The 14722-nt window shown below is 67.4% G+C and carries 12 protein-coding genes; 3 read left to right on the top strand and 9 right to left on the bottom strand.

Annotation, left to right across the window (positions count from 1 at the left end):
- Positions 1–364 precede the first annotated feature (364 nt).
- Positions 365–1696, top strand: coding sequence for a tannase/feruloyl esterase family alpha/beta hydrolase (locus tag ABL844_RS16765; RefSeq protein WP_418128251.1), 1332 nt, complete (start codon positions 365–367; stop codon positions 1694–1696).
- A gap of 28 nt (positions 1697–1724) precedes the next feature.
- On the opposite strand, the gene ABL844_RS16760 is transcribed toward ABL844_RS16765, so the two are convergent.
- The 7 genes from ABL844_RS16760 to ABL844_RS16730 all read right to left on the bottom strand — a co-directional run bounded on the left by ABL844_RS16760 (position 1725) and on the right by ABL844_RS16730 (position 10737).
- Positions 1725–2111 (bottom strand): DUF4150 domain-containing protein, encoded by a 387-nt coding sequence (locus tag ABL844_RS16760; RefSeq protein ID WP_126019990.1) that lies wholly within the window; start codon positions 2109–2111, stop codon positions 1725–1727.
- A gap of 23 nt (positions 2112–2134) precedes the next feature.
- Entirely contained in the window at positions 2135–2869 is a 735-nt protein-coding gene (locus tag ABL844_RS16755; protein WP_418128250.1) for a DUF3540 domain-containing protein, read from the bottom strand.
- Positions 2866–3978 (bottom strand): pentapeptide repeat-containing protein, encoded by a 1113-nt coding sequence (locus ABL844_RS16750; RefSeq protein WP_418128249.1) that lies wholly within the window; start codon positions 3976–3978, stop codon positions 2866–2868. Before ABL844_RS16750 ends, ABL844_RS16755 begins: the two co-directional genes overlap by 4 nt.
- A complete protein-coding gene (locus ABL844_RS16745) occupies positions 3975–6620 on the bottom strand; it encodes a DUF2169 family type VI secretion system accessory protein (protein WP_418128248.1) in 2646 nt (881 codons plus the stop codon). Before ABL844_RS16745 ends, ABL844_RS16750 begins: the two co-directional genes overlap by 4 nt.
- A gap of 7 nt (positions 6621–6627) precedes the next feature.
- Entirely contained in the window at positions 6628–7062 is a 435-nt protein-coding gene (locus tag ABL844_RS16740; RefSeq protein ID WP_418121104.1) for a hypothetical protein, read from the bottom strand.
- 12 nt (positions 7063–7074) lie between these two features.
- The gene (locus ABL844_RS16735; RefSeq protein WP_418128247.1) at positions 7075–9417 is read right to left on the bottom strand and encodes a type VI secretion system Vgr family protein; all 2343 of its coding nucleotides are present in this window, start codon (positions 9415–9417) and stop codon (positions 7075–7077) included.
- A gap of 183 nt (positions 9418–9600) precedes the next feature.
- The gene (locus ABL844_RS16730) at positions 9601–10737 is read right to left on the bottom strand and encodes an iron-containing alcohol dehydrogenase (protein WP_126019977.1); all 1137 of its coding nucleotides are present in this window, start codon (positions 10735–10737) and stop codon (positions 9601–9603) included.
- A 143-nt stretch (positions 10738–10880) separates the two neighbouring features.
- Here ABL844_RS16730 and ABL844_RS16725 point away from each other — a divergent pair, with 143 nt between their 5' ends.
- Positions 10881–11798 (top strand): alpha/beta hydrolase, encoded by a 918-nt coding sequence (locus ABL844_RS16725; RefSeq protein ID WP_418131912.1) that lies wholly within the window; start codon positions 10881–10883, stop codon positions 11796–11798.
- Positions 11795–12691, top strand: coding sequence for a YbgC/FadM family acyl-CoA thioesterase (locus ABL844_RS16720; RefSeq protein ID WP_418116436.1), 897 nt, complete (start codon positions 11795–11797; stop codon positions 12689–12691). The genes ABL844_RS16725 and ABL844_RS16720 overlap by 4 nt, the downstream gene beginning before the upstream one ends.
- Here the strand turns inward: ABL844_RS16720 and ABL844_RS16715 are convergent.
- Together ABL844_RS16715 and ABL844_RS16710 are read right to left on the bottom strand one after the other, a co-directional pair.
- The gene (locus ABL844_RS16715; RefSeq protein ID WP_418128246.1) at positions 12685–13617 is read right to left on the bottom strand and encodes a hypothetical protein; all 933 of its coding nucleotides are present in this window, start codon (positions 13615–13617) and stop codon (positions 12685–12687) included. The genes ABL844_RS16720 and ABL844_RS16715 overlap by 7 nt on opposite strands.
- Before the next feature lie 151 nt (positions 13618–13768).
- Positions 13769–14695, bottom strand: a complete 927-nt coding sequence (locus tag ABL844_RS16710; RefSeq protein WP_418121099.1) for a YgfZ/GcvT domain-containing protein — start codon at positions 14693–14695, stop codon at positions 13769–13771.
- Positions 14696–14722: the final 27 nt, after the last annotated feature.

Here is a 14722-nt window from a genome sequence, read left to right as displayed (position 1 = left end):
TTTCAAGGTAATTCAGTCGTTCAAGACAGGTTCCGAGGTCCGGAAGGTCATTCGGATGGCGCTGCACGGATAGTGCGGCCCATTGCAGGGCAATCGAGAATTTCACTGCCTCAAAAGAAGGCACGGGTCCATCCGCGCTGATTCGGAAAGAAGAGGCGGCGGCGGTGGGTTTGTGAAATCCAAATCGATACCCTGGAGACAAATCTTGAACAAGACGAAGATTTCCGGCTTTCATGGAGCAACACGGTGGCCGGGGCGGCTGCTTCGGCCATTTCTCCTCGCAATGGCCTGCGGCGCGTTCATTTCATCGGCACACGCGGCCAACGACATTTCCGGCACGCTCATCAGGACCTGTTCCAACCAGTTGAACAGCTCGCGATATGCCGATGCGGTGCTGGACGATTTCCGCGGCACCCGCTTTCCTTCGCCGAGAACGGGCGGCTTCACGGTCACTTCCGTCGAGCAGGTCTGGCTCGCATTGCCGGCCTATTGCCTCATCAAGGGAACGATCCAGCCGACTTCTCCGGGCGGTGTCGATCCGGCGGTGAAGGACCCGAGCTACCGCGTGTCCGACATCAATTTCCAGATCTATGTCCCGTCGCAATGGAACGGCAAATTCGTGCAACTCGGCGGTGGCGGATTCGCCTGGAAGACCGACGTGGTCGCCAACGGCATCCAGACCAATCTGCAGTATTCGCCCTCGCTGCAGGGAATTGCGCTGTCGAATTACGCGGTGATCCTCGCCGATGCGGGCGTCGGCGATTCGGGAAAATCCTTCGACCCCGAATTCGTGCAGGCCGGCAGGAAGCTCAGCGACGTCGCGAAGCAGGAAATGGTGAAGAACTTCGGCCAGGACTCCATCAAGAAATCGCTGGACGTCGGGCTCTATCTATTGAAGAAGCTCACGGGCAGCAAGCCGACCGACACCTATTTCGTCGGCATTTCCACCGGCGGCCGGCAGGCGTTGAAGGCCATGGCGAACTGGCCCGACGCCTACGACGGCATCGTCGCCGGAGCACCGCCCGTGGACGAGACCAACCTGCTCAAGACGATCGAGGTACCGGCGGTGGTCAACGACTGGGTGGTCAACTGGGCCGGCGCTTCGGCAATGATCATCAGCCTCTTCGGCCAGCAGGTGTCGCAGCAGACCCTGAGCGACGGGCTGGGCGCGGTCTCGCGGCACCTGGCGGACGTGGCCATCGAGTCCGGCGCGGACTACGACGGCTACAACAGGCTGCTCGACGAACTCGCGCCCGTCTGGAACGTGCGGCCCGCCGAACTGCTTGCGTTCTTCGATGCGGCCGCAAGCCAGAAGAAGGCGGGCGGAAAGGGCAAGAAGATCATCATCTACCAGGGCACCTCGGACTTCCTGGTGCCTTGCACGCAGGCCGGAGAGTTCGTCAGCAAGCTGGCGGCCTTGCCCTCGGGCGGCAAGGTGACGGCGGGCGACATCAAGGGCTCGGTGCGTGCCTATTTCATCGAGGACTACAGCCACGGCTTCTACAACACCAACTCGCTGCTCAGGCGAGTGGGGCTGACGCCGCTGCAGCTGGCCTGGAATGCCGTTGCGGATCTCGACAACTGGGTGCATGACGACCAGGCCCGCTATGGCGCGCCATCGCTTGCGAGGAATGCGACGGGCGAGATTCCGGCGAACCAGTCGCTGGGCGCGTGGAAGTGCATCGCGACACCCTGAGGCCGGGAGCGCTTCCGGGCGCCCGGAATCAGGGTGCCAGCACCAGCACCTTGAACTGGCTCGGCACGATCCGCATGCCGACGATGTTGCAGCGGTTCTGCACCGACAGGCTCGTCATGCGCGTGCACGGCGTGCCCTTCAGCAGCACGGTGAATGCACCGGTGATGTGGCGCGAGGGCCCCATCACCGTCTGCGACACCACGCCCATCAGCACCCCGGCGTTGTCGCCGTTGGTGATGGGCGTGACGGTCGCCAGGTTGTGCGCGGGAGTGCCCCCGTAGAGGATGTTCCAGGCGTTGGGGATGGCGGTCGGCCCCAGCGCGAAGTTGGGATAGGGAATCGGCAGCGCCGGCGGCGTCTTGCAGACGTCGGGAAAGGCGAGGTCGACGCCCATCATCTGTGCATTGGCGAACATGGCAACGGCTCCTTCGTTCGGGGTCAACCCATGTGGATCTGCTCGGCATCGACCTTGACCAGCCCCTTGCTGGTGAGCAGCGTGTTGTTCGAATGCAGGCGCAGGGTTTGCTCGGCCTGGATGTCGAGCTGGCCGGCACGCACCTGTTCCACTTCCTCGGTCAGGCGGAAGCTCGAGCGGGTGAGCAGGTTGAGGCGCTCCAGCACCACCTCGCAGGCGCGCCCGACGAAGCGCGACACCAGCACGTTGAAGCGGACGCGGGCGCCCTGGTAATCCATCTCGCCGATCTCGCAATGGGCCTGCCGGGCCTGCGTGCGCCACTCGGGCGCCTGCATGGCGATCGAGGTGTCCGACTCCAGCGCCATGGGGCCGGCGCTGCGCGCGCGGATGCCCCCGGAGCGCGAGACCAGCGTCAGGTCGCCGTCCACGGCCAGCGTCGCCTGCCTCGGGTCGGCCTGGGCGACCACCGCGATGACGAAGCTCTCGCCCTGGCGGGTGGAGGTGATCAGCACCGTGTCGCCCGGCGCGGGCAGCAGCAGGCAGCTGGCGACGCGGCGGCAGCGCAGCGATCCCTGGCCGTCGTCGAGGCCGACCTCGAACCAGGGATCGCCATCGCTGGCGATCACCGTGGCGGTCCGCGTGCCGGAGTCCGCGCGGGCCGCGTTGGAAGGGCGTTGCATCAGCGGATCCAGCACGCCTTGCGTTGCATGGTGTGCGGCGGCGACCGTGTCGCCGGCCGTGTTCCGTGTGGAGTTCATGGGTTGTCTTTCTTGGGGCGCCGGCCATGGATGTCGCGGTCCAGGCGGGATGCGCGCTCGGGCTGCTCCAACGCCACCATCTCGGCTTCGTGCAGCGCGGGGTCACGGTCCAGCGTACCCACGCGGGTGCTGAACCTGGCGCCGTCCAGGTCGGCGCGATGGAATACGGTGCGCAGGAAAGCAGCGTCGCGGAAATCGGCCTGTACCAGAAGGGCGTAGGAGAAGTCGGCGTAGTCCAGCCGGCTGCCGGCGAACGAGGTCTGCCCGCAGTGCGCGCGATGGAAGACGCCTTGCTCGAGCCGCGCCTGCGAGAAGTCCGCGCCGTCGAGATGGGCGTCGACCCAGATGCTGTTCTGGAAGTTGCCGCGCCGCGCATCGGCGCCGCGCAGGTCGGCTTCGGGAAAAAGGCACTGCATGGCCTGCGCCCCTGCCAGCACCGCGTTGCGCAGGTCGGCGCCCTTGAAGTTGCACTGCGTGAGGCGTGCATCGCGAAAGCGGCACGCCGTCAGCACCGCATCGATGAACTGGCAGAGATGGAACTGCTGGCCGGAGAAGTCCTGCCCCGCAAGATCCGCCTCGCTGAAGATCGCGTTCGTGAAGCTGGCTCCGGCATAGCGCGTGCCCGTCAGCGTTGCGCGGAAGAAGATGGTCGACGAGAAGGCCACCTCGTTGAAGGACGCGCCCGTCAGGTCGCACTCGGAGAACACGGCCTTTTCGAGGCTGGCACGGTCCAGGCAGGCGTCGTGCAGCTTGCTCTGGTGGAAGTTCGCCTGGTCCATGAAGGCCTCTTCCAGCCGGACGCCCGAAAGGGTGCAGCCGCTGAACACCGAATGCGGCACGGAGGCCGAATCCAGCACCGCGTCGTGCAGGCTGCACTCGTGGAAGGCGGCTCGCGTCAGTTCCGCCGCCGGCAGCTGCGCCTGGTCGAAGCGGCACTTCTCGAAGATGGATTCGCCCAGCTGCGCGGCATCGGCCCGAACACCCCTGAAGCTGCATTCGCTGAACACGCCGCCGCGCAGGTCGATGCCCCTCAGGTCCATGTCGCTGAAGTCCTTCTCGCGGATCGGCTCACCGTTGCGGACCTGGGCTGCCAGAGTCTCGGCGTTCACGCTCTGCCCGCCTCGGGGCGCCGGGGCAGTGTCTTCATCTGGTCGATGTGGGCGCCCAGGGTGAGCGTGCCCGGGCTGATGAAAACCTGGGCGACATCGGCACGGAACAGGTTGGCCTCGCCAAGATCGGCATCGACCAGGCAGGCCTTCTGGAGGTTGGCATTCATGAGATTGGCGAGCCGCAGGGAAGCACGCGTGAAATCGGCGCGGATGAAGAGGCTGTCGGGCGCAGCCGCCGCGCGCAGGTCCGCGCCCTTGAGCGACGCGGAGGAGAAATCGCAGGTGTCGAGCGTGGCCCGCCTGAAGTTCGCGCCATCGAGCGGCAGCTCGCGCAAGGTGCAGTGCACCAGCGTGGCGTCCTCGAAGTCGGCCTCGCGAAGATCGGTGGTGCCGACGAAGCTGGTGGTCTTGAGCAGGGCATGCCGAAAGCGCGTGCCCTTGTGCAGCGGCGTGTGGGCCCAGCTGCAGGCTTCGACGGTGGCGCCGGAAAAATCCACCGACTCGAATTCGGCCTGTACGAACAGCACCTTTTCCAGGCGCGCCTCGCCGAAGTCGCAGCGCGTCAGGCGGCAGCGTTCGGCCATGCTCAGGTAGCTCAGGTCGGCGTGCCGCAGGCTGCAATCGGCCAGCTCGATCCCCTGCAGCAGCAGATGGCTCCAAGTCGCTTCGTCGAGGCAGCAGCGGTCGAGGCGCAGCTTTTCCATCTGCGTGCGCTCGAAGCGGGCCTTTGCGAAGTTGGTGTTCTCGCAGCGGGCGAGGCTGAGGTTGGCGCGCTCGAGGTTGCAGCCTGTCAGCGAGGCCTGGCGCAGGTCGGCGCGCACCAGCACCGATTGGCTCAGGTCGGCGCCGTCCAGGCGGGTGCCCTGGAGGCTGGCGCCTTCGAGCAGGGTCTGGTGCATGCGGGCGCCCCGCAGATCGAGGCCCGAGAGGTCGCAGCCCGTCAGGTCCATGGCGGACAGATCGCGGTCCGCGGCCATGGCGGCGAGCACGCGTTCGCGCGCCTGCGCATTCTGTTCGGCGGCCATCGGATCGGCGGCCGCCTGGTGGTGGGCCCCCATGCGGTACAGCGCCAGCATGTCCTTCTGGCCCCGCTGTCCGAGGGCCTGCAGCTCGGAGTGCTCGGCGGCGCTCATGGCCGGGGTGCCCGTGGCCGCGGCGATGCCGCCCAGCCCCTTGAGGATGGTTTCGGCCTCGAATTTCGGCGGGCCCTTGAGCTGCGCGTTCCGGCTTTCTTCGATGATCCGGCTGCTGTCGAAGCCCGCCTTGCGCGATTCGGATGCGTTCTCCAGGGCCGCCTTCGCGACCTCCTGCCTGGCTTCCTCCAGTTTGCGTTCCTGCTCGCGCTGGTAGGCGCGCGTCTTCTCGATGAACTCGGGCAGTTCGGCCAGCGTGGGCATCCTGTCGAAAGGCTTCGGCAGCGGGCGTTCCCGGAAATGGCGCGGCTTGTGGCCGGCCTCCAGGCCGCGCGCCGTCAGTTCGGCGCGCAGGCGCTCGCCCTTGTCCTTGATGTTCCTTGCCAGGATCGATTCGCGCGCGTCGATCTGGTCCAGCCAGGGGCCGATGGCCGAGACCGGAAGCAGTTCCTCGTCGAGGAACGCATGGATCGCGCCTTTCTCGAGGTTGCAGCGGTTCTCGAAGACCGCCCCGTAGTGGGAGAGGGGGCGCGGCGGGCTGTCCGCCGACTCCATCGCCGGCATGACGTGCGTGATGTCCGCGGCGTCGTCCTCGGCGATGAGCGTCTCGCCGTGAAAGATCAGCATGACCTGCTCCACGTGCGGGAAGAACCAGGCCGTGGTCAGCCGCAGCGGCACCTCTTCCAGCGCAAGAGGCTGCGCAGACTTTCGTGCGACGAAGCCGCGTGCGCGCAGGTCCGGAAGCCGTCCGCGCAGCACCGCGTGCTCCGGGTGCATGTTCCAGATCTCATAGGGCGCGGCCGCGGGGATGGACAGTTCGTCGTTCCAGCGTTGTTCGGCAGCCGCGGCGTTGAAGAACTGCCAGTCCATGTCGCGTGCGAAGCCGGGGTAGAGCGTCTCGCGCCACTGGTCGCCGTAGTCCGTTCCGAGCAGCTTCATGCGCTCGGGCAGGTCGACGTCCATCGCACCCGGGCAGGCAGGGGCCGGACGCCGGTCGGGGCGGTCCATGCCATGGCCCGGGCGTTCGACGTTGGGAAGCCGCTGCACCAGCAGGCCGTTGACCATCTCGGGGGCGTAGCCCATGCCCGCGGGGTTGGCGGCGAAGCCTGGGCCGCCGAATGCGTGCTGCCAGTCCAGGCGCATAGTGTCGAAGGCCTGCGGCTCGGTGGCACGGCCGTCCAGCCAGTAGCGGTCGCCCGAAACGAGGAACTGGCGCCGCAAGGCGCCTACGCGCACGTCGACCGCGCAGCGCGTCTTGTCCTGCTGGTGGCAGGTGTAGGCCTGGCCGCTCACCAGGAACTCGGGCCGCAGCTTGGGAATGCCGAGATCGATCGCGGACTGGGTTCCCACTTCGGCGGAAACGGTCTTCCAGAGCTCCGTCTCCGGCAGCAGCACGCCCCCTTCGCCGAGGGTGTGCATGCCGATCACGGTGATCGCCAAACGCTGGCTTTGCCCGCGCAGGAAGGGCCGCGTCAGGACGCTCAGGCGCAGGGGTTTGATGGTCTTCACGGCTGGATCAGCGCCTTGCGCCGCGGATCACCAGCGGGGTGCGCGCGCGGTCGATGGCCAGCCGTGACGGGTCCTGCGGGTCCTGCAGCAGATGAATGTCGGGCCGGCCCGCGGAAAAGTGGGCCAGCAGATCTTCGTCGATGAGTGTCCGCAAGGTGGTCTGCTGCTCGACGCCGGCGGCATCGGTGTAGGCGACGCCCAACTGCACGGCCGTCAGGCGCTGTCCGACCGGGCCGCGCCGGGAGTAGCCGCTGGGCGAGCGCAGCACGGAAACCGCAACGCCCTGCAGCGGGCGGCCGTCGGCCTGCAGCTGCTGCCACAGCCGGCCTTCCTCGGCGTAGGCACGATGGCTCATCAGCGACACCGCCAGCACGACCCCGGCAAGCGCGATCACGCCCAGGCTGACGACGCCGAACACACCCCACAGAACGATCTCGAGCACGCTTCCCACGCCTCAGAGCAGGACCTTCAGCGCCTGGATGCCGGCGCGCAGGCCGCCCGTCCTGATCTCCGTGCCCACGAGCTGGATGAGCGCACCGGCGTCGCCCAGCGACATGGCCTTGTTCTTCCACTCCGCGCCCACGGCCTCCAGCTTCACGCCGATGGCCTGCGCCTGCACGCCCATGGCCATCGAACGCACGGCCAGCACGCCCAGCGAAATGCCCGACACGTCCATGTTCAGGCCGGTGCCACCCAGGCGGAACCACCTCCAGTCGCTGCTCTTGGAGTAGTTGTTGGTGTAGGTGGCGGAGTTGTTGGTGTAGTTGACCGTCAGGTTGTTGTACGTGTTCGACGTCGTGTTGTAGACGTTGGTGTTGATGACGTGCTGCGTCGTGTTGTGGATGTGGTTGGTCGTGTTGAAGGTCACGTCCGGCGAGGTGTGCACCGTGGGGCCGGTAACTGTGGTGGTCGACGGCCCGTTGACCAGCACGTCATTCGACGTGTTGATGGTGTCGTTGCGGCCGTCGCTGACGAAGCGGATTTCCTTGCCGTCGATGGTGCCGTGGAAGCCGCCGGTGATGGCCAGCTCGACACCGCCGGTGATGGTGTCGTTCAGTCCGCCGCTGAGCATGCGCGTCTTGCCGCCAGATATGGTCTGGTTCACGCCGCCGGTCACGGTCTCGGTGAAGCCACCGGTCACGCTGCGGGTGTCGCCGCCGGTGATGGTTTCCTTGGCGCCGGCGGTGATGTCGCGCGTCTCGCCGTACTGGTAGGTGGCCGATTCGTGGCCCTTGATGAGGGTGGTGCGGGTGCCGTCGGTGGTGTGGGTTTCGTCGGCTTCCACTTCGACGTCGAGGTTGCGCTCGGCGTGCAGCAGGATCTGCTCGGCCCCCGTGCGGTCCTCGAAGCGCAGCATGTTGGCCTGGTTGGCCGCGCCGCCGGTGCTGGAGCGCGTGAGGATGCCGCTGGCCGTGGCGTTGGCGGGCAGCTCCCACGGCGGCATCTGGTCGCTGTTGTAGACGCGGCCGGTGACGATGGGGCGGTCGGGCTCGCCGCCGATGAAATCGACGATCACTTCCTGTCCCACGCGCGGCATGTGCATGGTGCCGTAGTTGGCGCCGGCCCAGCTGCTGGACACGCGCACCCAGCAGGAGCTGTTCTCGTTCGACTGGCCGTAACGGTCCCAGCGGAACTGCAGCTTCACGCGGCCGAAGCGGTCGGTCCAGATTTCCTCGGGGCCGACCACCGTGGCGGTCTGCGGGCCGTTGGTGCGCGGGCGCGGCGTCTTGCGCGCGGGGCGGTAGGCCACGGAGGAGGGCAGCACGGTGAAGTCGAACTCGCACACCGATTCGCTGCTGCCGCCGGTGGAGTACTCGGGCTCCTGCAGGTCGTAGCGGGTCTCGGTGACGAGGTATTCGCGGTTGTCCGACTCGCGCGGGCAATGCGTCATCTGGAACAGGTAACCCGGTGCCATGCCCACCACGTTGGTGTGGCCCGAGGCCAGCTCGTGCGCGCACTGCAGTTCCTGCAGGCGGATCTTGGCGTAGGCGTCGCCCTGCTGGTGCTCCGTGTAGCCGCCGAGCCATTCGTAGACCTCGTAGGTCGAATGCTCGTGAGGCTTCGGGTCTTGCTGCACGCTCTGCAGCGACGCACGCGACTTCCTGAAGTCGAAGTCGTCGAGCATCACGCGGCCGGAGGTGATCTGCTCCGTCACGCGCCACTGGTCGATGCAGGGCTCCAGCGCATTGACCACGCGGTCGCGCGGACGGTAGGCGATGCTGGCATGGCCGGGCAGCGGCTGGTAGCTGCCCGAGTCGTCGGCCAGCACCAGCAGGTGCGAGCCGTTGCTGTGCTCGAAGTGATAGGCGATGCCTTCGTGCTCCATGAGACGGCTCACGAAGGCGAAGTCGCTCTCCTGGTACTGCACGCAGTATTCCCAGGCGGGATAGCTGCCGGTGAGGCGCTTCTCGAACTGGAAGCCGTACTTGCCCAGCACTTCGTCGAGCACCTCGGGCACGCTCTTGTTCTGGAAGATGCGGCAGTCGGTGGTGCGCGTGAGGTACCACAGCCATGGCTGCACCAGCGCGCGGTAGATGTAGTGGCGGCCGGTTTCGTTGGCGCGGCCCACGAGCTCGAAGCGCACCACGGTGCCGTTGAGAAAGCGCGGCGCGCCTTCGTCGGCCAGCTCCAGCGTGAGCGAAGTGCCGAGCAGCTGCTTCAGGTCGAGGCTGAAGCTGCTGCTGACCATGTCCACCTCGAACTCGAAAAGTTGAGAGAGGCCCTCCCGTCCACGCATCGAGCGGAACTTGAGCTGTTCGGTGCTCAGGACGGTGTGGACTTGGACTGTGCGCTGCATTCGGAACTTCCCTGACCCTTGGGTTTCTGCGGCTGAGAAACCTTCGGTGACAGTCTAGAAATCCCTTATGTCACATAAATGACGTGAGGGGCGCAGGGAGCGTCTTTTCCCTCTGAAAACGCCTCGAAAACGGTCACTGAAACAATGTGTAGAAGAAGCCCTTACAGGCCTCTTACGCGAGCCTTACATGGAGGCTTCGAGCATCGCCTTGTAATCTTCGCGCGTGGCCAGCCGGGGGTTGGTCTTGTGGCAATGGTCGGCCATGGCGCCATCGATGATCTGCTCGAACATCGCCGGCGTCACGCCCACTTCGGCCAGGCCCCTGGGCAGGCCCAGGCGCGCGTTCATGTCGCGGATGGCATCGCCGAGATCGCCGGCCGAATCGAGGTGCATGGCCTGCGCCATGCGCTGCAGGCGCTGTTCCTTGCGCACCGACTCGGCGCCTGAATTGAAATGGATCACCGCGGGCAGGAAGAGGGCGTTGAGCGTGCCGTGATGCAGTCGTGGATCGACCCCGCCCAGGCTGTGGCTCAGCGAGTGCACGCAGCCCAGTCCCTTCTGGAACGCCATCGCGCCCTGCATCGACGCGCTCATGAGGTTCAGGCGCGCCTCGCGGTCGCTGCCGTCTTTTGTCGCGCGCTCGATGTGGCCCCATGCGCGCTCGAGGCCGTCGAGGCCGATGCCGTCGGCCGGCGGATTGAACGCGGCCGACATGAAGGTTTCCATGCAGTGCGCGATCGCGTCCATGCCGGTGGCGGCCGTGAGCTTCGGCGGCAGGCCCAGCGTGAGCTCCGGGTCGCAGATGGCGGCCTTGGGCATCAGGAACCAGCTGTGGAAACCGAGCTTGCGGTGGTCGTCGACGATGACGATCGCGCCGCGCGCCACTTCGCTGCCGGTGCCGCTGGTGGTGGGCACCGCGATCAGCGGCACCACGCGCTCGGTGATGCGCGGCGAGCCGCCTTCGATGGTCGCGTAGGTCTTGAGCGGTCCTTCGTGCGTGGCCGCGATGGCGACGCCCTTGGCGCAGTCGATGGCGGAGCCGCCGCCCACGGCGATCAGGCCGTCGCAGCGGCCGCTGCGGTAGAGCTCCACGGCCGCGCGCACCGCCGCTTCGGTGGGGTTGGAGGGCGTCTGGTCGAAGACCGAGACCTCGAGGTCGGCGATGGCGTCGAGCGCCTTCTGCAGCACGCCGGCCGCGCGCACGCCGGCGTCGGTCACGATCAGCGGGCGGTTGATGCCGATGCGCGCGCATTCGCTGGACAGCAGCTTGATCGCGCCGAATTCGAACTGGATCTGGGTGAGGTATTGGATGAGGGCCATGGATGTGGGGATGTCCCGGTAGGCACGGGGCAGTACGATTGCCGACCAGCCAAATCTAACAAGAGCGAACCGTCTTGCACACGAAAGAAACCCTTGCCGCTGTCGCGCCCGGAACACCGGCCGGCACGCGGCTCACGCCGAAGATGGCCAGCGTCGTCGAACGCATGGCCCGCGCAGGCCACCCGCCACTCGACAAGCAGACGCCCGAGGAGGCCAAGGCCTCCTACGAAAAGGGCGCCGGCGTGCTCGAAGTGCCGAAGCCCGAGCTGGCGCGCGTCGAAGACTTCACCATCGCGGCGCGCGACGGGTATGCGATTCCCGCGCGGCTGTACGCACCATCGTCAGCGGTGCTGCCAGTGCTGATCTATTTCCACGGCGGCGGCTTCACGGTCGGCAACATCCGCACGCACGACACGCTGTGCCGCGTGCTGAGCGCGAAGAGCGGCTGCGCGGTGATCTCCGTGGACTACCGGCTCGCGCCCGCGCACAAGTTCCCGACCGCGTCGAACGACGCTTGGGATGCCTTCCAGTTCATCGCGAAGGAGGGTACGGGCCTGGGCCTCGATCCGTCCAGACTGGCCGTGGGCGGCGACAGCGCGGGCGGCACGCTCGCGGCAGTCTGCGCCATCCTCGCGCGCGACGCGGGGTTGCCGCTGTCGCTGCAGATGCTGATCTACCCCGGCACCACCGCGCACCAGGACACGGCCTCGCACCTGCGGCACGTCGACGGCCCGCTGCTGACCAAGGCGATGATCGATTTCTTCTTCGCGCAGTACGTCAACACCCCGGCCGACCGCGATGACTGGCGCTTCGCGCCGCTCTTGGCCGACGACGTGGACGGCGTGGCGCCGGCCTGGATCGGCCTGGCCGAATGCGACCCGGTGGTGGACGAAGGCATCGCCTATGCAGACAAGCTGCGCGCGGCGGGCGTGCCGGTCGACCTGGAGATCTACCGCGGCGTGATCCACGAATTCATCAAGATGGGCCGGGCGATTCCGGAGGCGCTGCAGGCGCAGGACGACGCGGCCCGTGCAATCAAAGAGGCACTACTGGCACCATGAGCAACACGACGACAGCTACCGAACGCAAGGACTTCCGCTTCTTCCACCGCCTGCGCGTACGCTGGGCCGAAGTCGACATGCAGAAGATCGTCTTCAACGCGCACTACCTGATGTACTTCGACACCGCCATCGCCGACTACTGGCGCGCGCTGGCGCTGCCGTACGAGGAGTCGATGCACGCGATGGGTGGCGACCTGTACGTGCGCAAGGCGACGGTCGATTTCCGTGCTTCGGCGCGCATCGACGACGTGCTCGACGTTGGCATGCGCTGCGTGCGCATCGGCAACTCGTCGATCGTGTTCGAAGGCGGGCTGTTCCGGCAGGACCAGTTCCTGGTCGGCTGCGAGTTGGTCTATGTGTTCGCCGACCCGGCGACGCAGACCTCGAAGCCGGTGCCGCCGGCGCTGCGCGAAGTCCTGCTGGGCTACGAGGCTGGCGAGGCCATGCGTACCATCGAGACGGGCGACTGGGCCACGCTCGGCGAAGGCGCCGGCGCTTTGCGGCGGGCGGTGTTCATCGAGGAGCAGAACATTCCCGAATCGCTGGAGTGGGACGAGCAGGACGCCGTGGTGCTGCATGCGGTCGCGCGCAACCGGCTCGGGCAGGTCATCGCCACGGCCCGGCTGCTGCCGGCCGAGAACGGCATCTCGCACATCGGCCGCGTGGCCGTGCATCGCAATCTGCGCAGCGGCGGCCATGGCGCCGCGGTGATGCAGGTGCTGGAGGAGGCTGCCAGGGAGCGCGGCGCCAGCGTGGTCGCACTGAACGCGCAACGCAGCGCCGAGCGCTTCTACGCGCGGCTGGGCTATGTGCCGCATGGAGACGGCTTCGAGGAGGCCGGCATTCCGCACATCGAGATGCGCCGGCCTCTTCGGTCCTCTTCTTCTCAGTAACGGCTCGGCGGATCGGGCACATAGCCCGGGTCCGAGCCGGGGAAGGGCGACGGCCCTGCGGGACGCGGCCAGCGCGGAGGGGGCGGCACCGGGATCACGCCTGCGGCGACGAGGTTCTCGCGGCTGTCGTAGCGGATGCGGACCACCTCGTCGGGCGACGACTGCGCGCGCTCGAAGGTCGTTTTGCCAACGTATGAGGTTTCGCGGCGGCCGTGTGCGGTGCCGAGGCTCGGGCTGGGCGCGGATTGGCGGGCCAGGCTGCCGGAAGATTCGGCGGTCGCAGCGGGAGCGGCGTTGTCGGCTGCGCCTGCCTTGGCTCGCGCGTCGCCCTGGGGCGACGACGATTCGCCGCGGCGCTCGCGCTCGGGGCCGTATCCGCCGTATTCATCGCGGCGCGGGAACGGCGTGACCGGCGCAGGCGGCGGTTCGGGCATGCGCTCGCGGAACATCGCGACGCCGATCACGCCCACGTCGTCCGGCCGGCCGGTGCGGCTGGCGTACGAGTTGCCGGCCGCGGCGAACTCGAAGGCGGCGATCTGCGAATCGCTCTTGCGCCAGCCGGTGATGTCGCTGCGCTCGCGGGCGCCGAAGACGTAGCCGTTCTGCCCGACGCCAGCGGTTTCGCCCGTGACCACGTTGACGCCGTCGACGGACATCACGGCCATGATGCGCTCGCCCATCGCGTTGCGCGCCCGGATGGCGTAGCGCGCGCCGGGGCGGCCGGCCACCCAGTATTCGCCCCGATGGCGGTAGATCGGCAGTTCGGCGCCGCTGCCGCGGTCGACCACACTGATCTGCATCAGCGAGCCGATGCGGCTGGGCGGCGTGGAGGGAACGTAGGGCCGTTCCGAGGTCTGCGCGCAGGCCGGGAACGACGAGGCCACCGCGCTCAGGGCCAGGGCGGTGGAAAAGAGTCTGCGCTTCATGGTGTTTCCTTGCCGGAGTTGATCGGTGCCGGCTTCTACGGCTCGGCAACGGCAACGGGGTTAGGAGACGCGCAAAAAAATGGCGCCGTCGATTTTCGACAGCGCCAAACACCCGCTTTGAGGGCGTTGGGGGTTTAAAGGGTGCGCAGGCTCAGATGTCTTCGAGCAGCGGGTAGGGCAGCGGCTCGACCGTGAGCGCCGGGCCGTCGGCCGCGCCGGCGCGCAGGCCACCGGCCTCGAGCGCGGCGATCTGCATGGAGATCAGCGCGGACCAGCCGCCATCGGGCGCCGGCGCGGCCTGCGCCACGGTGCCCACCGGCTGCTCGGCGTCGCCGGCGGCGAACACTTCCTGCCCCACGGCCACCGGCGCATCGGCCTGGACGAGGTAGGTGCGCCGCTTCAGCGTGCCGCGGAACTGGCTTCGCGCGACCACTTCCTGGCCTGGATAGCAGCCTTTCTTGAAGTTCACGCCGCCCACGGATTCGTAATTGATCATCTGCGGCACGAAGGCGTCGATGACGGGCGTGGTCAGCGTCACGATGCCGCTGCGCACCTCGCTCCATTGCCACAGGTTGTCGTCCAGAGCCGGGCCCGTGGGCGCGGCATGCCCGGCCGGCGCGATCCAGAGCGCGCGAGGCACGCCGTCGGCCGGATAGAGCGACACGGCACTGGCTTCGTCGCCGACAGCCGTGCGCTTGCCGGGCGGGGCCGCCGCGTCGAGCCCGTTGGCGGTAAGGGCGGTGCCGGCGAGGCCGTACAGCGCGTACTGCTCGGTGGCGTCGCTCAGCTTGGCCTTGGCGCGCAGCACATACATCGACAGGCGCTTGAGCGTGGCGGCAAGGATGTCGCGGCTGCACACCAGCAGGATCAGTTCCGGTTGCGGCTTGATGCCGATGAAACTCGCGATCACACGGCCCTTGGCGGTGCACAGCGCGGCCAGGCGGGCGTCGGAGGCTCCGAGCAGGGAGAAGTCCTGTGTGAGCTGGCCGTGGAGGAAACTGGCGGCGTCCGGACCTTCGGCACGGATCACGCCGAGATGGGAGAGGGCGGTCACCCCATTGAGAACGACAGTGGTCATCGCTGAATTATCATGGCCGGGCCTGTT

This window comes from Variovorax sp. 278MFTsu5.1 (assembly GCF_048305045.1).
GTDB lineage: Bacteria > Pseudomonadota > Gammaproteobacteria > Burkholderiales > Burkholderiaceae_C > Variovorax > Variovorax guangxiensis.
This window is presented reverse-complemented; position numbering and strand designations above follow the sequence as displayed.